Genomic DNA, 18,567 nt, shown 5'->3' on the forward strand with positions numbered 1-18,567 from the left:
CGGGGTTTTCCCTTGGACTCGCGCGCCATCAGCGGGGCGACGTCACCATTAGTCGGCGTGATGCAGCCGTGGGATTGGCCCCGGTGGCTTATACGGTTCAGCAGCCGCAAACCACCCCGCCGAGGGGGCGGCCGGTGGGCCGGGCGGTGACGCCGCCCGGCGAGGGACCGGGGGCGCGCAGCCTCGCAGTACCCTCCCCTTGCCCTCAATCCTTGGCCGCGTCCTGGTCCAGCTGGCGCAACTGGGCCAGCTTGTCGGCGATCTTGGCCTCCAGCCCGCGGGGCACCGGCTGGTACCAGCCGGGCTCGGGCATGTCCTCGGGCAGGTAGGTCTCGCCCGCCGCGTAGCCGCCGGGCTCGTCGTGGGCATAGCGGTAGGCCTTGCCGTGGCCCAGTTCCTTCATCAGCTTGGTGGGCGCGTTGCGCAGGTGGTTGGGCACCTCGCGCGACTTGTCCTTCTTGATGAACGCCTTGGCCTGGTTGTAGGCCATGTAGCCGGCGTTGCTCTTGGGCGCCACCGCCAGGTAGATCACGGCCTGGGCCAGCGCCAGTTCGCCCTCGGGCGAGCCCAGGCGCTCGTAGGTGAGCGCCGCGTCGTTGGCGATCTGCATGGCGCGCGGATCAGCCAGCCCGATGTCCTCCCAGGCCATGCGCACGATGCGGCGCGCGAGGTATTTCGCATCCGCTCCACCATCCAGCATGCGGCTGAGCCAGTACAGCGCCGCGTCGGGGTGCGATCCGCGCACGGATTTGTGCAGCGCCGAGATCTGGTCGTAGAAGTTGTCGCCGCCCTTGTCGAAGCGGCGCGCGTTGAGGGTGAGCGCGCTCTCCAGGAAAGCGGCGTCCACCTGCTGCACCCCGGCGGCGCGCGCGGCGGTGTCGGTCTGCTCGACCAGGTTGAGCAGGCGCCGCGCATCACCGTCGGCATAGCCCACGAGCGTGTCCACCGCCGCGTCGTCCAGCTGCAGGTGGGTGAGCACCTTGTCCTGCGCCCGGCGCACGAGTTGCTTCAGCTCGTCGTCGGTGAGCACCTGCAGCACATACACCTGGGCACGCGAGAGCAGCGCCGAATTGACTTCGAACGAAGGGTTCTCGGTGGTCGCACCCACGAAGGTCACCAGGCCCGACTCCACGAACGGCAGCAGGCCGTCCTGCTGGCTCTTGTTGAAGCGGTGGATCTCGTCCACGAACAGGATGGTCTTCTTGCCCAGCGCCAGGTTGTGCTCGGCCTGCTCCATCGAGGCGCGGATTTCCTTCACGCCAGAGAACACCGCCGACAGGGCGATGAACTCATAGCCGAACGCGCTCGCCGTGAGCCGCGCCAGCGTGGTCTTGCCCACGCCGGGCGGGCCCCAGAGAATCATCGAATGCGGCTTGCCCGACTCGAACGCCAGCCGCAGCGGCCGGCCTGCACCGATCAGGTGCGACTGGCCGATGACCTCGTCCAGGCTGGCCGGGCGCAGGGCCTCCGCGAGCGGCGCGGTGGGGGCGGAGGAAAAGAGATCGGCCATGGGCTTGGGGGTCAATGGGTAGGCTCAGTGAAGAAGTGAACGCGATGGGGGCAAAAGACCAAGGGCCACCGGCGGCGGGCCGGGCGCGGGGTTACGAGGGAGGAAGCTCGGCAAGGCAGGCGGCATGGCCCCGCGACGCCCGATTATTCTCCGTCCCCTCTTCGGGCGCGTCGTCCCCATGGGCGTGCGGGAATTTCCCGCACAATGCCGCGGCGCCCGTTTCGATTCGAAAACCCAAGGAGGAGACCCCCATGTCCATCGCTGCCAATGCCGTCGTCGCCCTGATCGCCCTGCTCCACGTCTACATCCTGGTGCTGGAGATGTTCCTGTGGGACAAGCCCGCCGGCCTGCGCGCCTTCGGGCAGAGCGCCGAACGGGCCGCCGCCACCAAGGTGCTGGCCGCCAACCAGGGGCTGTACAACGGCTTTCTCGCGGCGGGCCTGTTCTGGGGCCTGTGGCTGGGCGGCGCCGGCCTGGGCGTGAAGGTGTTCTTCCTGCTGTGCGTGCTGGTGGCCGGCGTGTTCGGCGCGGCCACGGCGTCCCGCAAGATCCTGTTCATCCAGGCCATTCCGGCCGCCGTGGGCCTGGCCCTCGTGCTGCTGGCCTGATCCGGCGCGCTGCGGCGCCAGGGTGCAGGCCCTGCATCAAAATGGCCGCCAGCGCAATCAACACTAGGGCATTACGCTACAAATAAGATAGCAAAAGGACTTTTAGCCGGTCACTGCTTGACCACGTCCGCGCCCGCTGGCGGCTTGAAGTCGAACGTCGAGGCCGGCAGCGAGGCGCTCGACTGCACGTTGGTGAAGCGGATGGCCGAGCGCTGGCCGAAGCTGTCCAGGATGTCGAGCGCCGCGAGCCGTTCGCCCTGGAAGCCCACGCGCACACTCTTGAGCTGCCCGTCCTTGGCCTTCGGCGTGGCCAGTACCCACTGCAGTCCGTCCTGCTCGGGCTGCGACTCCAGAGCGAAGTCGGCGCGCAGCGCCTGCAGGTCGGGGGCCGAGGCCAGCAGCGCCGCCGGCGTGGTGCCCAGGGCCTGGGCCTGCGCGCGCTGGGTGACCTGGTTCAGGTCGGCGTCGTAGAGCCACAGCGTCTTGCCGTCGGCCACGATGGTCTGCTCGAAGGGCTTTTGGTAGGTGAAGCGAAAACGCCCGGGGCGCTGGAATTCGAAGGTGCCGCTGGACGTCTTGGTGCGCGCCGCCTCGCCGTCCTTCGGGGGAGCAGTGACGGTCTGCGTGAAATCGGCACGGCCGGCGGCCGCACCCTTCATGAAGGACTCGAGGCTTTTGAGGCCGTCGGCGCTGGCGCACTGGGCAGCGGCCGCGATCAGGGCGGTGAGGATGATTTTTTTCATGGGTTCTCGGTATCTGAGGCCGGGTGCCGGCTCTTCCAGGGCCGCCGGCTCATTCACCGCCGCCGCGGGCAGGCACCAGCACTTCGCGCTGGCCGCTGGTGGTGAGGCCGCTCACGAGGCCGGCCTTCTCCATGTCTTCGAGCAGACGGGCGGAGCGGTTGTAGCCGATGCGCAGCTTGCGCTGCACATACGAAATGCTGGCCTTGCGGTCCTTAAGCACCACTTCCACGGCCTGGTCGTACATGGGGTCCTTCTCGCCGCTGCCTCCGTCCCCCTCGCCCAGCGGGCCGTCGTCGCCATCGACCGTGCCACCCTCCAGCACGCCCTCGATGTAGTCGGGCTCGCCCTGGCTCTTGAGGTAGCTCACCACGCGGTGCACCTCTTCGTCGGACACGAAGGCGCCGTGCACGCGCACCGGCAGGCCGGTGCCGCTGGCCATGTAGAGCATGTCGCCCATGCCCAGCAGGGCCTCGGCGCCCATCTGGTCCAGGATGGTGCGGCTGTCGATCTTGCTGCTCACCTGGAAGGCGATGCGCGTCGGAATGTTGGCCTTGATCAGCCCGGTGATCACGTCCACGCTGGGGCGCTGCGTGGCCAGGATGAGGTGGATGCCGGCCGCACGCGCCTTTTGCGCCAGGCGGGCGATCAGCTCTTCGATCTTCTTGCCCACCACCATCATCAGGTCGGCCAGCTCGTCGATCACCACCACGATGTGCGGCAAGCGCTGCAGTGGCTCGGGCTCTTCGGGCGTGAGGCTGAACGGGTTGTAGATGAATTCCTCGCGCGCCTTGGCCTCGTCGATCTTCACGTTGTAGCCGGCCAAGTTGCGCACGCCCAGCTTGCTCATGAGCTTGTAGCGGCGCTCCATCTCGGCCACGCACCAGTTCAGGCCGTGGGCGGCCTGCTTCATGTCGGTGACCACGGGCGCCAGCAGGTGCGGAATGCCTTCGTACACCGACATTTCCAGCATCTTGGGGTCGATCATCAGCAGGCGCACATCGCGCGCCTCGGCTTTGTAGAGCAGCGAGAGGATCATGGCGTTGATCCCCACCGACTTGCCCGAGCCGGTGGTGCCGGCCACCAGCACGTGCGGCATCTTGGCCAGGTCGGCCACCACGGGGTTGCCCACGATGTCCTTGCCCAGGCCCATGGTGAGCATGCTCTTGCCCTCATGGTAGACGTGCGATCCGAGGATCTCGGACAGCCGGATCGACTGCCGCTTGGCGTTGGGCAGCTCCAGCGCCATGAAATTCTTGCCCGGGATCGTCTCGATCACGCGGATGGAGACCAGCGACAGCGAGCGCGCCAGGTCCTTGGCCAGGCCCACGATCTGCGAGCCTTTCACGCCGGTGGCGGGCTCGATCTCGTAGCGGGTGATGACCGGGCCCGGCATGGCTGCGACCACGCGCACTTCCACGCCGAAGTCCTTGAGCTTCTTCTCGATGAGGCGGCTGGTCATCTCCAGGGTCTCGGGCGAGACCGTCTCCTGGCGCTGCGCAGGCGGGCCGTCCAGCAGATCGACCTGCGGCAGGCGGCTGTCGGGCATGTCGGTGAACAGGGGCTTTTGGCGCTCCTTCACCACGCGGGCGCTCTGGGGCACGTCGGACAGCACCGGCTCGATGATCTGCACCGGCTGCGGATGGTGCTGCTCGACCTCGTGGCGTTCCTCCAGCACCACCTCTTCGCGTTCGCGCGCAGCGCGCTTGCCCACGGCCACGTCCTTGGCCTTCTCGCGCTTGGCGCGGCCGAGTTGCACCAGCGCATCGATGCGCCCGCCCAGCCGCTCGGCCACGTGGCCCCACGAGAAGCGGAACACCAGTGCCGCGCCCAGCACCACCAGGATCACGCCCACCAGGCCCGAACCGGTGAACCCCAGCCACTTCACGCCCGCAGGCCCGGTGAGGTAGCCGATCGCACCGCCCGCATGGCCGGGCAGCAGGGACTCCAGCCGGTACAGGCGCGACCACTCCAGCCCGGTGCTGGCCGCCATCAACACGACGAGGCCGCCCCAGAACATCGCGCGCCGCACCATCGGGCTGTGCGCATTGGCGCCGGCGTCTTCGCCGCCCCGCATCCAGCGCGCCAGGGAAGACAGCCAGGCCCGCACCGCCGCGGCCACGCACCACCAGACCGAAAAGCCCAGCGCGAAATAGCTGCTGTCGGCCAGCCAGGCACCGAAGCGGCCGGCCCAGTTGGCCATCAGCCGGCCGTCGCCCACGCCAGAGGTGGACCAGGCGGCGTCCTGCCCCGAATAGGTCGCCAACGCCAGCAGCCAGAAAACCAGGGCCACGAGACCGAGCACCAGGCTGATCTCGTGGCCGAAACGTGCGGCCCCGCTGCGGGGCGGCGACTTGCCTGCGGAGGCATTGAGGGTATTGAGGGAGTAGGTCATAAACGTGCGCGGCCAAGCTTACCCCATGCGCATTGCGCGGTTTTTCCACCGGCCGCGGCGCCGAGCGCCCCGGTGGAGCGCCCGGCTTTTCATCGCTTCTTACAATGGGCGCGATTGAAAAAGCGGCGCCTGCCGCCCGTGGCGGCGGGTTGATACTCCGCGGCTGCGGTCCCATCTGCCCATCCAGCCCGGCCGCGGGCGCATACAAACATTTACCTTCCTTCCATGTCCAACACGCAACACGCCAAAGTCCTGATCCTCGGCTCCGGCCCCGCCGGCTACACCGCCGCCGTGTACGCAGCACGCGCCAACCTGAGCCCCGTGCTCATCACGGGCATCGCCCAGGGCGGCCAGCTGATGACCACGACGGAAGTGGACAACTGGCCGGCGGACGTGCACGGCGTGCAGGGCCCCGACCTGATGCAGCGCTTCCTGGAGCATGCCGAGCGCTTCAAGACGCAGATCGTGTTCGATCACATCAACCAGGTGGACTTCAGCCAGCGGCCGTTCACGCTCAAGGGCGACAGCGGCACCTACACCTGCGACGCGCTCATCCTGGCGACCGGCGCCTCGGCCAAGTACCTGGGCCTGCCGTCCGAGGAGGCCTTCATGGGCCGCGGCGTGTCGGGCTGCGCCACCTGCGACGGCTTCTTCTACCGCGAGCAGGACGTGTGCGTGGTCGGCGGCGGCAACACCGCCGTGGAAGAGGCGCTGTACCTGTCCAACATCGCGCGCAAGGTCACGCTGGTGCACCGCCGCGACCGGTTCAAGGCCGAGCCCATCCTGGTGGACAAGCTCAACGAGAAGGTGGCGGCCGGCAAGATCGAGCTCAAGCTCTTTCACACGCTGGACGAGGTGCTGGGCAACGACGGCGGCGTGACGGGCATCCGCGTCAAGAGCACGGTGGACGGCCGCACCGAGGACATCGCGCTGCAGGGCTGCTTCATCGCCATCGGCCACTCGCCCAACACCGCCATCTTCGAAGGCCAGTTGACCATGGAGAACGGCTACATCGTCACGCAGGGCGGCCTCAAGGGCTTCGCCACGCAGACCAGCGTGCCGGGCATCTTCGCCGCAGGCGATGTGCAGGACCATGTGTACCGCCAGGCCATCACCAGCGCGGGCACGGGCTGCATGGCCGCGCTCGATGCGCAGCGCTTTCTCGAGCAGGATGGCGTCATCTGAACAAAGCGGGCTATAATCCGCGGCTTTGCTGAAATTGGGCGGGCTTTGCGCCATCCTGGACACGGCAATCGGGTTACCGCCACCCTGAACTGGCGAGGTGAGGCCGACGGCAGGCCTTGCGATCCAAAGCGTTCTTCGCTGGCGGATCCGCAGGGCACCCGCTCGAAGGCCGTTGAAAACATTGGAGTGTCCTCATGGCACGCGTATGTGAAGTCACGGGCAAGGGCCCGATGGTCGGGAACAATGTTTCCCACGCCAACAACAAAACCAAGCGCCGGTTCCTGCCGAACCTGCAATACCGCCGTTTCTGGGTCGAGAGCGAAAACCGCTGGGTGCGCCTGCGCATCTCCAACGCCGGCCTGCGTTTGATCGACAAGAACGGTATTGACTCCGTGCTCGCAGACCTGCGCGCACGTGGCCAAGCTTAAGGAGAAGCACCATGGCAAGCAAAGGCGGACGCGACAAGATCAAGCTGGAATCCACTGCGGGTACCGGCCACTTCTACACCACCACCAAGAACAAGAAGACGATGCCCGAGAAGATGCTGATCATGAAATTTGATCCAAAAGCTCGCAAGCACGTCGAATACAAGGAAATGAAGCTGAAGTAATTCAGCCTCAGGCCCCTTCAAAAACCGCCCGGCACCCCGGGCGGTTTTTTTATGCCCGCTTGCGCCATTCATGATCACCGGCCGGCGTGCTCCCCATCGGTGCCGCCCCCGGCGGCGGGCGCCTCAGGCCGCGCGGCGCAGGGCCGGCTCGGCGCGCTGCTGGGCCATGAGCGTGCCCAGCGTGCGGTAGGCCTCCTCCACCTCGGGCGTGAACGGCATGCCGCAGCTCAGGCGCAGGAAGTTCTCGTAGCGCCCGGTGTTGGAGAACATCGGGCCCGGCGCGATGCGGATGCCGCACTGCAGGGCCTGGTCATACAGGCGCGTGGTGGAAATGTCGGGAGGCAGTTCCAGCCACAGGCTGATCCCGCCCGGCGGCAGGCTCAGGCGCGTTCCGACCGGAAAGTACCGTGCCACCGCGCGCGCCGCATGCTCCCGCTGCACACGCAACTGGGTGCGCATGCGGCGCATGTGCCGCTCGTAGGCCGGCGAGTCCACGCTGCGCGCGGCCAGCAACTGGGACCAGGTCTGCATGTTGCGCGTGCGGGCGAACTTGAGCATCTGCACCCGGGCCTGCCAGCGCCCGGCGCTCATCCAGCCCTGGCGCAGGCCGGGCGCGAAGCTCTTGCTGAGCGAGGCGCAATAGATCACCTGCCCGGCATCGCCCACCTTGTCCCAGGCCTTGGCCGGCCGCAGCGCGCGGGGCGACTCGACGAACTCGCGGTAGATGTCGTCCTCGACGAGCGCCAGCCCGTATTCCACGCACAGCGCCACCAGGCGCTCCTTGTGCACATCGGGCATCACGCTGCCCTGGGGCATCTGCAGGTGGGGCACCACCACCACGCCCTTCAAGCGCGGCTCGTTGCGCGCCGCCAGTTCCAGCGCCTCCAGCGAAATGCCGGTGTGCGGGCTGCAGGGAATCTCCAGCGCCTTCAGGCCGCGCACCTGGATGGCCTGCAGGATGCCGAAGAACGTCGGCGACTCCACCGCGATCACGTCGCCCGGCTCGGCGATGGCATCCAGCGCCAGCGTGACCGCCTCCGAATTGCCATGGGTGGCACCGATGTCGGAGGGCGCCAGGCACACCCCGAACGTCAGCGCATGGCGGGCCATCGCCTGCTGGAACTCCACGTGGGTGGTGGGCGCCGAGGGCCCATAGACGAGGATGTCGGGCTGCTCGCGCAGCAGGCTTTGCGCCAGCCGGTTCAGCGCACGGGCATCGAACAGGCTGGGCGCCGGCATGGCGCTGCCCAGGTCCAGCGGCACCGGGCCGGCGCGGCGCGCCTTTTCCAGGAACATGGAGATGCGCTCGTTGATGCCGGCGAACACGCTCGGGTCGTCCGGCAGCGGCTCCAGCAACTCGGGCTCGCGCGCGCCGGGCAGCGCCATGCCGCCGGGCTCGCGCACGAAGTAGCCCACGCGCTCGCGGGCCTCCACGCTGCCCTGGGATTCGAGGTGCCGCAGCACCTGCAGCGCGGTCGTCAGGCTCACCTGGTGGCGTTGGCACAGCTCTCGCACCGACGGCATGCGCATGCCCGGCTGCAAACTGCCGGCGGCGATCGCCTGCTCATACAGGGCCGCCAGTTGGCGGTACAGGGGGGTGGTCTCTCGGGGATCGGCAGAGCGGGACATGGCAGGCATCGGAAGAACCCGCGCGCCAGGCCCCGCGCGCGGCAAGCGGGAATCCCATCATGCCCAGGCACGGTACACCGGAACAGATACAGGATGGAACATGGCGAACCATAACAGCCCCCTGGCGATCGCGGCTGTTCTACCTGCCGCAGGTGGCGCTTGTACCTGCCCCAAAAGGCCGGCTTTTCTTACGCTGGAGCCCTCATCCGAAGGAGTCCGCCATGACGCAAGCCCCCCGCCCGACCGCCACTGCCACCACCGCCGCCACCTCTGCCCTGCGCCTTGTTCTGGACATCGCGCCAGGACAGCATGTGCTGGCCTGCCTGCCCCCGGCCAGCACGCTCCGGGCGCTGGAAGGCGACATCGCCCTGGGCTTCGGCCCGCTGGTCTGCGGGCAGGTGCTGCATGTGGGCCAGCAGACGCTGGTGGCCGGGCAAGCGCTCACCCAGGACGGCGGTGCGCCCACCGCCTGGGTCCGCCTGGGAAACCTGGGCCGCCGGCCGGTGCGCGCCGTATTGATCGAAGCGGTGCCGCAGCCCGGCGCCCTGGCGCAGGCCTGGGGATGGATGAAGGCCCGGTGGCACGCTGCCGCGGCCAGCGGAGCGCGGGCGTCCGGCGAGGTCGGCGCAGCGCACTGAGCGGCAGCCGACACGGGTCGGCCCCGGGACGCCGAAGCGTTGCCGACCCGGCAGTCCGTGAGGGTCAGACCTGCGCCGCGCGCAGCCGCAGCGAAAACTCGCGCAGGGCCGCCACGCCGCTTTCCTCGGCGCGGTGGCACCAGGCCTGCAGGTCGGCCGTGAGCTGCTCGCGCGACTGCGAGGTGTTCAGCCACAGCTGGCGCAGCTCTTCGCGCATGGTCATCATCTTGTCGAGCACTGGATGGGCGGCGCGGGCCTGGGCCAGGTGCGGCTTGGCGCGGGCGGGCACCTTCTCGGCATCGCGGTGGGCCCAGCGGCGGGCGGCGCGCAGCACGGAAACATCGGCCTTGCGGGCCTTGCGGGCCTTGAGCGCCGCCAGCTCCTCGCGGCAGGCCTGGCGCACGCCACGGGCGTAGCCGGCCATCACTTCGTAGCGGTTGGCGATGAGCGCCTCCAGCGTGTGCTCGTCGGCCACCGGCTTGACGGCGCCCAGGCGCAGCTTGGGCGGCACCTTCTTGACCGTGGCCCAGCCGACGGCGCGCATCAGGGAGATGTACATCCAGCCGATGTCGAATTCATAGGGCTTGACCGAGAACTTGGCCGCGGTCGGATAGGTGTGGTGGTTGTTGTGCAGCTCTTCGCCGCCGATCACCACGCCCCAGGGCACGAGGTTGGTGCTGGCGTCCTGCGCCTCGAAGTTGCGGTAGCCCCAGAAATGCCCGATGCCGTTGACCACGCCGGCCGCCCAGAAGGGAATCCACAGCATCTGCACGGCCCACACCGTAGCGCCCAGGCCGCCGAACAGCACCAGGTTGATGATAAGCATGAGGCCCACGCCCTGCCAGGCGAACCGGCTGTACACGTTGCGCTCCACCCAGTCGTCGGGCGTGCCGTGGCCGAACTTGCGCACCGTCTCGGCATTGTTCGCCTCGGCGCGGTACAGCTCGGCGCCGCGCCACATCACGGTGTCCAGGCCGCGGGTCTGCGGGCTGTGGGGGTCTTCCTCGGTCTCGCACTTGGCGTGGTGCTTGCGGTGGATGGCCACCCACTCGCGGGTCACCATGCCGGTGCCCAGCCACAGCCAGAAGCGGAAGAAGTGCGAGGGCACCGCGCCCAACTCCACCGAACGATGGGCCTGCGCGCGGTGCAGAAAGATGGTCACCGCCGCGATGGTGATGTGCGTGGTGAACAGCGTGTACAGCACCACCTGCCACCACGACAGGTTCCACAGGCCGGAGCCCAGCCAGTCGATGGCAGCGTTCAGAACAGCCCAGTCGGGTAACAGCATAGGGAGCCTTCGCTAGCGAACAAAGTGAATGCCGCCCCCTTTCGGGGGCAACTGAATGATTTTAGGGGGCGATGCAGGCACGAAGCCGCGCATACCCGCAACACCGCCGGTGTCTTGCGGGGGTGCGCGGCGCGGCTTTCAGGGCTTGCGCGTCCACACGGCGGCAAAAAAACCGTCGGTCTGGTGCAGATGGGGCCAAAGGCGCAGATAACCAGTGCCCGATTCCGTTCCGCTGCACAGCGCACTGGCCTGCTCGACCTTGAGCTGGGTGAGCAGTTCGCCCGCATCGGCCGGCACGAAGTCGGGGTGCGCGGCACCGAAAGCCTCGGCGATGGCCTCGTTCTCCTCGGGCAGCACGCTGCAGGTGGCGTACACCAGCCGGCCACCCGGCTTGAGCAGGCGCGCGGCACTCGCGAGGATGGCCGTTTGCTTGGCCACCAGTTCCTGCACCGCCTGGGGGCTCTGGCGCCACTTCAGGTCGGGGTTGCGGCGCAGCGTGCCCAGGCCGGAGCACGGCGCATCCACCAGCACGCGGTCGATCTTGCCGGCCAGGCGCTTGATGCGGTCGTCGCGCTCGTGCGCGATGGCAGCGGGGTGCACGTTCGACAGGCCACTGCGGGCCAGCCGGGGCTTGAGTGCGTCGAGCCGGTGGGCAGACACGTCGAAGGCATAGAGGCGCCCGGTGTTGCGCATGGCCGCGCCGATGGCCAGCGTCTTGCCGCCGGCGCCCGCGCAAAAGTCGACCACCATCTCGCCGCGCTTGGCATCGAGCAGCAGCGCGAGCAACTGCGAGCCTTCGTCCTGCACCTCGACGGCGCCGCGCGTGAAGGCATCGAGCTTGGTGAGCGCGGGCTTGCCGTCCACGCGCAGGCCCCAGGGGGAGTACGGGGTGGCCTGCGCCGGAATGCCGGCCTTGGCCAGTTCCTTCTGCACATCGGCCCGCTTTTCCTGCAGCGCGTTCACGCGCAGATCGAGCGGCGCGCTCTGCGAGAGGCTGTCCACCAGGGGCCAGAAGCCATCGCCCAGTTGGCTCTTGAGCGGCGCCACCAGCCACTCGGGCAGGTTGTGGCGGTGGCGGTCCATGAGGTCGTCCGCCGGCACGGCATCGCACTGGTCGAGCCAGTTCTTTTCCTGATCGTTCAGGGCGCCGCGCAGGAAGTCGCGCGCGCCGGAGGCGTTGCCGCTGCCTGTGCGGCGGGCCTGCTCGTCCTGGCTGTGCGCGAAGCCGAGGATGGCCAGGCGCCGTTCCTTGGGACCACTGCCCGAACGGGCGAGCTGCTCGAACAGCAGCTTCTTGCGCAGCACCGTGTAGGCGGTCTCGGCGAGGGTGGCGCGCTCGCGCGGGCCGAGGGAGCGGTTGTCACGGAAAAAACGGGACACCACCGCGTCGGCGGGGTGTTCGAGGGTCAAGGTCAGCCTGACGAGTTCAGCGCAGGCGTCCAGAAGGGCTTTGGGGTGCATCGCCCGATTGTCCCACTGGCGCCGCCCCGGCCCGCCGAGGCCCTCGCCGGTGCTATCTCGACAGCACCGGAGCGAAGGCCGAGCGCTCGATCTCCTGCAGCGTGGGCGACTCCCCCGCCCACAGCACGAGCGCCGGCCCGGGCAGACTGAGGTTTCGCTCCAGCCAGCGGCACAGCCCGTAGCGGTCCTCATCGTCCATGGCCGGCAGGAGCACGAAGACGAGGTAGGCCCGCCGCTGCGGAAACTCCCGCAGGGCCTTGCACACGATCCAGCATTTCGCCACCGGGCGGCAACGGGCCAGTTCGGACTGCACCTCGCTCAGTTCGAACGGCGAGAGATCGTGCCGCGCCACCCGGCTGAAGTACGGCGGGGTGGACAGCTCCTCCCAGGCCCGCTCCTCGGCCTCGCCCGCCTGGCGCAACCGCTCGCGCCAGTGCTTGAGGGCTTCGGCGTCGTATTCCAGGCCCGGGCGCGCCGTCTCCAGTTCGGCGACGGCGGCATTGGCCGCCCACCAGCGCCGGGCCGGCGCCGCATCCCACAGCCGCGCCAGAACGGCCAGGCGGGCCTCCCGGTCGGGGGCCGGCAGGCAACGGGCCAGCCCCTGCAGCGCGCCGGCGTGCTCGCTACTGCGCTGAAGGGCCGCCTCGTACAGGGGGCGCACATCGGCAGCGGGGTCCAGGTGGCGCAGCAGCGTGGCCCATTCCACGGTTTCGTCGGCGTTGTTGCGGGCTGCGCTGGCTTTCAGCGCCTCGGCCCGTTCGCGCACCCGGGTCAGCCAGGCGTGGTGCTGCTTCCAGCCGCTGGCGTTCTCCTGGCACCACAGGCGGTCGAAATGGTCGATCCAGCGCTGCGGATCGCGGCCCAGCAGCGACAGGGCGCCGCGGCGCGAGCCCTCGGGCAGGGCGGGCCGCGCACCGGTGAGCGCCTCGACCCGGTCGCGCAGCACCGGGTGGGTGTCGTCCACGCCGCTGATGCGCCGCACGGCCTGGCGCAGCGCCTCCTGGGCGAAGCCGGCCTCGACCGGCAGCGCCAGCAGGCGTCGCAGGGCGCCGTAGGGGCCCGCCGGCAGCGGGTGGGCGGCTGCCGTGCGCCAGTGCCCGGGCCAGAACTCGTCCGCCAGCCAGGCCGCCTTGATCTCGATCTCGGCCAGCGCCGCGGCGGCCACGTCGGGTCCCAGCAACCGGCCGGCGATGCGGTCCGCCTCGTATTCGTCCTGGCGCGCCAGGGCGAACGTCCGCGCGGCGAAGCGCGGGAAGTACCAATGCAGGAAGGCCTGCGTGGCCGCCGCCACCGGCCCGCTGCCGTCGCGCAGGCCCTCGTGCAGGCGCAGCCAGCCCAGCCGCGTGCGGTAGATCCAGGCGGTGAATTGGCCGTGGCCACCGCGCAGGTGGCCGTATTCGTGCGCCAGCACGGCCATCAGGCGCGGCTTGTCCAGCGCCATGACGAGCGGCAGGCCGATGGTGAGGTGGTTGACCGCGCCGCCGAACAGGCCCCAGCGCGGCGTCTGCCGAATGCTGGCGTTGAAGTCGCCGTCCAGGTACACGCCGTGCAGCGCCGGGCCCTTGACCTTGGTGCGGATGCGCTCCAGCGCCTCGAACAGGCCGGGCGCATCGGCCGCCGTGATGGGCAGGCCATCGGGCGCATCGATGCGCACCCAGAGCGCGCGCAGGCAGGTCCACAGCAGGCCGCCCGCCCCGAGCACCACCCACACGTAGGCCACGCGAAAGCGGCCATGCAGCAACTGGGGCAACACCCAGGCCAGCAGCCCCACCGACAACAGCAGGCAACCCACCACCCAGGCGTACCCCAGGGCCGCGAAAGCGGCGACACTGCGCCGGTACGCGCTGGAGTCTTCAGCGCTCGCGTGCTCGCTCATGCGCACCATGTGCACGAAATCCGCCTGGTCCATGTCCCGCCATCCCCCGTTTGCCAATCCGCCATCGTATCCATGACCGACGACCTTCCCGCCCTGCGCCCCACCCCGCCCGGTCTCTATCGCCACTACAAGGGCCTTCTGTACGAGGTGATCGACACCGCCCGCCACAGCGAGACGTTGGAGCCCATGACGCTGTACCGCGCGCTCTACGGCGAGCGGGGGCTGTGGGTGCGGCCCGCCACGATGTTCGAGGAAACCGTGGTGATCGACGGGCGGGCGCAGCCGCGCTTTCAGCGGGTGCAGGCATCGCCGGAAGCCGTGCCCACGGCCAAGCCATAGAAGTGCCTAATGCCCTAGATCCGATTGCCTTGATAGCTATTATTTTTATAGCAGATTAATTCTGATGCGTTGCGATACGCCAGCTTCGGACGGAGCACGGCGTGTTCGTGCGGCAAAGCAAATTCCACTGCGGCGGGAGCACCATCCTCCTTCATCTTCTGGCCTGTGCCAGTCGAAGCAAAGGCCTGGCCCGTGAAATTTTCCAAACTGCTGCCGCACTCCCGTCCCACCCCCAACGCGCCGCCGTCGTCCGCGTCCGGGACAACAGCGGGTATGGCGCCCAAGGCCAGCAGCAGCCGCAGCAGCAGCCACGGCGGTGGCGGCCTGCTGTCCGGCCTGGTGGGGCGCCATTCCAAGCCACAGGCGGCGCCCCGGCCGCGCCAGCCCCTGGACAGCACCGCCAGCCAGCGGGCGTCCGACGTGGACTCCGCCATTAGCTACATGAACGTGAGCGCCGGACTGGCTTTTGCCGCATCGCCCCCCCGCCCCGCAGTGGAGCCACCGGCGGCGCAAGCCCCTTCCGGGACGCACCCGGAGATCCGGCAGGAACCGCCGCCCGCAGCGCAGCCTGTACCGGATTCGGCACACGCCGAGGAGATCCAGACCGACGAGAGCCCCGAGGTGCAAGCCGCGATGGCCCGACTGCAAGGCCGGACCCTGTTCACCATCGCCGAGGAGCCCGAGCTGGAGGCACAAGCGACGAGGGTCACCCTGCAGGATCTGTTCGATGCCGAGGACAAGGCGCGGGCCAAGGCCCAGGCCAAAGCGCAAGCCCGCTTGCCGGCCGCGGCGGCAGCCTCCACCGCGCCAGCGCATGCCTCCTCCGGGGGAATCGCGCAGCGGCTGCGCCATTTCTTCCAACGGTCTTAGCCGGAGCGCGGGCGACGCGGGCCATTCCCTGCCGGGCCCCTGCCAGGGCGATTCGATGCGCCGACGTACCAGCGCCAGGAGGTTGATTGCCTCCGTAGCTATTGTTTTTGTAGCAAACACATTGCCTGGCCGGCCCCGCCCCCGCGCGGCAGGGTCACGGTGGCGATCAGCCCGCCGCCCGGCGCATTGCACAGCTGCAGGCTGCCGCCGTGGCGCTGCGCGATGTCGTGCGCGATCGACAGCCCCAGGCCCACGCCGCCGCTGTGCCGGTTGCGCGAGCCTTCCACGCGGTAGAAGGGCTGCATCACCCGGTCCAGCTCCTGCTCGGGCAGGCCGGGTCCGTGGTCGCGCACGGCGATGCGCACCGCGGCGCCATCGTCGCTCAGCGTGATCTCGGCGCCGCCGCCGTAGCGCACGGCATTGCCCACCAGGTTGCCGATGCAGCGGCGCAGCGCGCCCACCCGCGCCGGCAGCGGCCGCGCGCTGCCCTGCAGCGTGACGGCGTGGCCGCAGTCCTGCGCGTCGTCCACCAGGCTCTGCAGCAACGCCCCGATGTCCAGCGGCGCCACCGGCTCGGCATGGGCCACGCCGCGCAGGTGGTCGAGCGTGGCGGTGATCATGGCGTCCATCTCGCCGATGTCGCGGCAAAAGCGTTCGCGCTCGCCGTCGTCGTGCAGGGTTTCGGCGCGCAACCGCAGCCGGGTGAGCGGCGTGCGCAGGTCGTGCGACACGGCGGCCACGAAGCCGTCGCGCTCGGCCAGTTGCTGGCGGATGCGCGCCTGCATCTGGTTGAAGACGCGGCTGGCCTCGCGGCATTCGGCGGGGCCGTCCTCAGGCAGCGGCGGGCCGTGCAGATCGCCGCCCAGGTCGCGCGCGACGCGGGCCAGCCGATGGATGGGCTGGGACAGCCAGCGCGCGCCCCACCAGGCCGCGAGCATGAGGGCCAGCAGCCGCACCCCGATGTCCAGCGCGAGGCCCGCGTGCAGGAAGCCGGGGCGGCGTTCTCGCGAGGGGCCACCGGATTCGGGTGGCCGGGCGGGTGGCGGGCGCCGCGCGGCATCGCCATCCATGGCGGCCTCCGGTGGTGGTGGCGGGCCCATGCCGGCCGGGCGCAGCTCGAACATCAGCGTGAGGGCCAGCACGTGGCTGGCCGTGACGGCCACGAACAGCAGCAACGCCAGCCGGCCGAACAGGGTGTCCGGCAGCCAGCGCCGCCACCCTGTGCGCGCGGGCGCCGTCGGCGCGGTGGCCGCGGCCTGCGTCACTGCGCCCTGCCCGCCAGCCCCTGCACGGTCTGGGTATGGAACAGGTAGCCCACGCCGCGCACCGTGCGGATGAAGGCGGGTGCGCGCGGGTCGTCCGACAGCTTGTGGCGCAGGCGCGAGACCAGCAGGTCGATGCTGCGCTCGAACGAATCCATGGTGCGGCCACGCGCATGCTCCATGAGCTGGTCGCGGCTGCACACGCGCCGCGGCATGCGCAGGAAGGTGCACAGCAGGCGGTATTCGGCGTTGGTGAGCGGCACGGTGACGCCGGAGGGCGAGACGAGATGGCGCTCCACGCTGTGCAGCGCCCAGCCGTCGAAGCGCACCACGTCGTCCGGCACCGCGGGCTCGGCGGCGGGACGGCCCGCCGCGCGCCGCAGCACGTTCTGGATGCGCGCGACCAGCTCGCGCGGCTCGAAGGGCTTGCTCATGTAGTCGTCGGCGCCCATTTCCAGCCCGAGCACGCAGTCGTACGGATTGGCGCGCGCGGTGAGCATGATGATGGGCACGGCCGAGCGCTCGCGCAGCTCGCGCGCCAGGGTGATGCCGTCGGTGCCGGGCAGCATGATGTCCAGCACGACGAGGTCCATGGCCTGCGCGGCCATGCGCTCGCGCAGGGTCTGCGCATCGCGCGCCGCATGGGTGGCATAGCCGAAGCGGGCGAGGTACTGCGTCAGCAGCGCGGTGATGTCGTCGTCGTCATCGACCACCAAGATGTGTTGCATGGGAGCGGGCGGAAAAGCGGGGTTGCCGCCCCAGTGTACGCAGCGACCGCGCGGCGTTGCGCGGGAACTGGCGGGCTTTTTCCCCGCTGTTCGCGCCATGGCGAACCCTTTCGTACCAGGCCCGATACAAACGGGACAAACCGCCGTTACCGGCGCTTCCAAGAATGGGCTGCAGGCTGCTGCCGGTGCGCGCGCCCCGCTCCCGGGACGCACGACGGCGCGGCAGCCGCCAACCCTTGGAACGAAAGGAACGATGATGACGACCATCAGTAGTGTCGGCAGCGCGTGGTCCAGTGCGAGCGTCCAGCGGGCTTCGCGCCCCGGGCCTTCGCCGGAGCGCCTGTTCGGAAAATTGGATGCCGATGGCAGCGGCGGCGTTGACGGCACCGAGCTGCAGGGGCTGCTGGACAAGGTGGCGAAGAAAAGCGGTGTGGACAGCAGCACCAGCGCTTCGGACCTGATCCAGAAGTACGACAGCGACGGCAACGGCAGCCTGAGCAGCGACGAGCTGTCCAAGACGCTGGAAAGCGTGCTGCCGCAGCGCTCCACCATGGACTTCGCCCAGTCGCGCAGCGACGCCGGCAGCGGCGCCACCGGCCAGGCCGGCGACGACCTGTTCGGCAAGGTGGACGGCGACGGTGACGGCAAGGTGAGCCAGGACGAACTGCAGTTCCTGCTGGAGAAAGTCTCCGGCGGCACGGCCAGCGCCACCGGCACCAGCAGCGACGAACTGTTCGGCCAGCTGGACGCGGACGGCGACGGCAGCCTGTCGCAGGCGGAGTTCGATGCCGGCCGGCCTTCGGGCCAGGGCGGCGCGGGCGGACCGCAGGCGGGCGGCATGCCGCCCCCGCCAGGCGGACCGGGTGGCCCAGGCGGGCCGGGGGGAGCGGGGGGCGCCGGCAGCGCGAGCGCATCCTCCGGCAGCACCACCTACGACGTGCTGGACACGAACGAAGACGGTGTCGTGTCGGCCTCGGAACTGGCGGCGGCCAGCACCACCAACACGTCCGGCAGCACGACGGATGCGGTCACCGCGCTGTTCAATGCCATCGACACCGACGGCGACCAGCAGCTCAGCGCCAGCGAGTCGTCGTCGTTCATCGACCAGTTGACGCAGTGGGCGACGGCCAATGCCACCAACACGGCCAGCAGCAGCAGCAGCGGTACCGGCCAGGACGACGGCACCGCCTCCCGCAGCGGCCAGCGGCTGGACCTGGCCCAGCTGGCCGAACAGGCACGCCGGCAATACGCGGCCACCGCCAGCGCGTGGACGACCAGCAGCAACGCCAGCACCTTGAGCGCCATGGCCTGAGAGGGCTGCCGGCCGCGCCCGCAGGCACGGGGCGACCGGCCCCTGGTTTTGCCGGTCCACGCAGTGCTGCACAGCCCGTCAGTGGACGAGCTGCGTGGACCGGTACCCTGCGCTGC

17 protein-coding genes are annotated in these 18,567 nt (G+C 69.5%); 8 read left to right on the forward strand and 9 right to left on the reverse strand.

Annotated features, from left to right (window positions below; all coding sequences use genetic code 11):
• Nucleotides 1-205: 205 nt before the first annotated feature.
• Nucleotides 206-1,510 (reverse strand): replication-associated recombination protein A, encoded by a 1,305-nt coding sequence (locus M5C96_RS18610; protein ID WP_272569777.1) that lies wholly within the window; start codon nucleotides 1,508-1,510, stop codon nucleotides 206-208.
• A gap of 251 nt (nucleotides 1,511-1,761) precedes the next feature.
• On the opposite strand from M5C96_RS18610, the gene M5C96_RS18615 reads away from it, so the two are divergent.
• Nucleotides 1,762-2,118: a DUF1304 domain-containing protein gene (locus M5C96_RS18615; protein ID WP_272564622.1), complete on the forward strand. Its 357-nt coding sequence runs from the start codon at nucleotides 1,762-1,764 to the stop codon at nucleotides 2,116-2,118.
• A gap of 110 nt (nucleotides 2,119-2,228) precedes the next feature.
• Here M5C96_RS18615 and lolA read toward each other — a convergent pair whose 3' ends face one another.
• Nucleotides 2,229-2,861: an outer membrane lipoprotein chaperone LolA gene (lolA, locus tag M5C96_RS18620; RefSeq protein WP_272564623.1), complete on the reverse strand. Its 633-nt coding sequence runs from the start codon at nucleotides 2,859-2,861 to the stop codon at nucleotides 2,229-2,231.
• A gap of 49 nt (nucleotides 2,862-2,910) precedes the next feature.
• The gene (locus tag M5C96_RS18625) at nucleotides 2,911-5,253 is read right to left on the reverse strand and encodes a DNA translocase FtsK (RefSeq protein WP_272564624.1); all 2,343 of its coding nucleotides are present in this window, start codon (nucleotides 5,251-5,253) and stop codon (nucleotides 2,911-2,913) included.
• 225 nt (nucleotides 5,254-5,478) lie between these two features.
• Between M5C96_RS18625 and trxB the strand changes: the two genes are divergently transcribed.
• The 3 genes from trxB to rpmG all read left to right on the forward strand — a co-directional run bounded on the left by trxB (nucleotide 5,479) and on the right by rpmG (nucleotide 7,048).
• Complete coding sequence (gene trxB, locus M5C96_RS18630; RefSeq protein ID WP_272564625.1) at nucleotides 5,479-6,438, forward strand: thioredoxin-disulfide reductase; 960 nt, start codon at nucleotides 5,479-5,481, stop codon at nucleotides 6,436-6,438.
• Between the two features lie 194 nt (nucleotides 6,439-6,632).
• Entirely contained in the window at nucleotides 6,633-6,866 is a 234-nt protein-coding gene (gene rpmB / locus M5C96_RS18635; RefSeq protein ID WP_087496789.1) for a 50S ribosomal protein L28, read from the forward strand.
• Between the two features lie 11 nt (nucleotides 6,867-6,877).
• Nucleotides 6,878-7,048 carry a 50S ribosomal protein L33 gene (rpmG, locus tag M5C96_RS18640; protein WP_008904999.1) on the forward strand — a complete coding sequence of 57 codons (171 nt, stop codon included), beginning with the start codon at nucleotides 6,878-6,880 and terminating at the stop codon, nucleotides 7,046-7,048.
• Between the two features lie 123 nt (nucleotides 7,049-7,171).
• On the opposite strand, the gene M5C96_RS18645 is transcribed toward rpmG, so the two are convergent.
• Nucleotides 7,172-8,677, reverse strand: coding sequence for an aminotransferase-like domain-containing protein (locus tag M5C96_RS18645; protein ID WP_272564626.1), 1,506 nt, complete (start codon nucleotides 8,675-8,677; stop codon nucleotides 7,172-7,174).
• A gap of 221 nt (nucleotides 8,678-8,898) precedes the next feature.
• On the opposite strand from M5C96_RS18645, the gene M5C96_RS18650 reads away from it, so the two are divergent.
• Entirely contained in the window at nucleotides 8,899-9,315 is a 417-nt protein-coding gene (locus M5C96_RS18650) for a hypothetical protein (RefSeq protein ID WP_272564627.1), read from the forward strand.
• Nucleotides 9,316-9,379: 64 nt separating this feature from the next.
• On the opposite strand, the gene M5C96_RS18655 is transcribed toward M5C96_RS18650, so the two are convergent.
• The 3 genes from M5C96_RS18655 to M5C96_RS18665 all read right to left on the reverse strand — a co-directional run bounded on the left by M5C96_RS18655 (nucleotide 9,380) and on the right by M5C96_RS18665 (nucleotide 13,973).
• Nucleotides 9,380-10,603, reverse strand: a complete 1,224-nt coding sequence (locus tag M5C96_RS18655; RefSeq protein WP_272564628.1) for a DesA family fatty acid desaturase — start codon at nucleotides 10,601-10,603, stop codon at nucleotides 9,380-9,382.
• 138 nt (nucleotides 10,604-10,741) lie between these two features.
• Nucleotides 10,742-12,064: an RsmB/NOP family class I SAM-dependent RNA methyltransferase gene (locus M5C96_RS18660; protein WP_272564629.1), complete on the reverse strand. Its 1,323-nt coding sequence runs from the start codon at nucleotides 12,062-12,064 to the stop codon at nucleotides 10,742-10,744.
• Between the two features lie 52 nt (nucleotides 12,065-12,116).
• Nucleotides 12,117-13,973 carry a M48 family metallopeptidase gene (locus tag M5C96_RS18665; RefSeq protein ID WP_272564630.1) on the reverse strand — a complete coding sequence of 619 codons (1,857 nt, stop codon included), beginning with the start codon at nucleotides 13,971-13,973 and terminating at the stop codon, nucleotides 12,117-12,119.
• 39 nt (nucleotides 13,974-14,012) lie between these two features.
• Between M5C96_RS18665 and M5C96_RS18670 the strand changes: the two genes are divergently transcribed.
• Together M5C96_RS18670 and M5C96_RS18675 are read left to right on the forward strand one after the other, a co-directional pair.
• The gene (locus tag M5C96_RS18670) at nucleotides 14,013-14,279 is read left to right on the forward strand and encodes a DUF1653 domain-containing protein (protein WP_272564631.1); all 267 of its coding nucleotides are present in this window, start codon (nucleotides 14,013-14,015) and stop codon (nucleotides 14,277-14,279) included.
• A 192-nt stretch (nucleotides 14,280-14,471) separates the two neighbouring features.
• A complete protein-coding gene (locus M5C96_RS18675) occupies nucleotides 14,472-15,149 on the forward strand; it encodes a hypothetical protein (RefSeq protein ID WP_272564632.1) in 678 nt (225 codons plus the stop codon).
• 98 nt (nucleotides 15,150-15,247) lie between these two features.
• Here the strand turns inward: M5C96_RS18675 and M5C96_RS18680 are convergent, their stop codons facing one another.
• Both M5C96_RS18680 and M5C96_RS18685 read right to left on the reverse strand, forming a co-directional pair.
• On the reverse strand, nucleotides 15,248-16,414 hold the full coding sequence (locus M5C96_RS18680; protein WP_272564633.1) for an ATP-binding protein: 1,167 nt from the start codon (nucleotides 16,412-16,414) through the stop codon (nucleotides 15,248-15,250).
• On the reverse strand, nucleotides 16,411-17,139 hold the full coding sequence (locus M5C96_RS18685; RefSeq protein WP_272564634.1) for a response regulator: 729 nt from the start codon (nucleotides 17,137-17,139) through the stop codon (nucleotides 16,411-16,413). Before M5C96_RS18685 ends, M5C96_RS18680 begins: the two co-directional genes overlap by 4 nt.
• 256 nt (nucleotides 17,140-17,395) lie before the next feature.
• Here M5C96_RS18685 and xopAW point away from each other — a divergent pair, with 256 nt between their 5' ends.
• A complete protein-coding gene (gene xopAW / locus M5C96_RS18690) occupies nucleotides 17,396-18,451 on the forward strand; it encodes a XopAW family type III secretion system calcium-binding effector (RefSeq protein WP_272564635.1) in 1,056 nt (351 codons plus the stop codon).
• Nucleotides 18,452-18,567: the final 116 nt, after the last annotated feature.

The sequence above is a fragment of the Acidovorax sp. GBBC 1281 genome, assembly GCF_028473645.1.
Taxonomy (GTDB): Bacteria; Pseudomonadota; Gammaproteobacteria; order Burkholderiales; family Burkholderiaceae_C; genus Paracidovorax.